The following is a 395-nucleotide window of genomic DNA, read 5'->3' on the forward strand; positions in this document are numbered from 1 at the left end:
AAGATCCTGACCGGCCGCCGCGACGAGATCCATACACTCAAGCAGAAGGACGGTGTCGCGCCGTTCCCGAAGCGCGAGGAAAGAGAGTACGACACCTTCGGCGTCTGCCACTCCTCCACATCGATCTCGGCCGCGCTCGGCTCACGCGCGAAGCGCGGGCCTTGAGCGCTGGTGACAGAAGCAGCCGAGCGTGAGCTCGGCTCTACAGATGCGCGCGCGCGATCACCCCAGCGCTTCCACCACCCAATCGATGAACACCAGCAGCCGCGGTAATACGAAGGGTGCAAGCGTTACTCGGAATTACTGGGCGTAAAGCGTGCGTAGGTGGTCGTTTAAGTCCGTTGTGAAAGCCCTGGGCTCAACCTGGGAACTGCAGTGGATACTGGGCGACTAGA

General features: G+C 61.5%; 1 rRNA gene and 1 pseudogene. Both read left to right on the forward strand.

Annotation, left to right across the window (positions count from 1 at the left end):
• Positions 1-141: pseudogene (locus RCF13_RS19320) on the forward strand (1-deoxy-D-xylulose-5-phosphate synthase N-terminal domain-containing protein); the annotation flags it as partial.
• A 16S ribosomal RNA gene (locus RCF13_RS19325) occupies positions 137-395 on the forward strand; the annotation flags it as partial. The pseudogene RCF13_RS19320 and the gene RCF13_RS19325, both read left to right, overlap by 5 nt.

It is taken from the genome of Stenotrophomonas maltophilia group sp. RNC7 (genome assembly GCF_030910085.1).
GTDB lineage: Bacteria > Pseudomonadota > Gammaproteobacteria > Xanthomonadales > Xanthomonadaceae > Stenotrophomonas > Stenotrophomonas sepilia.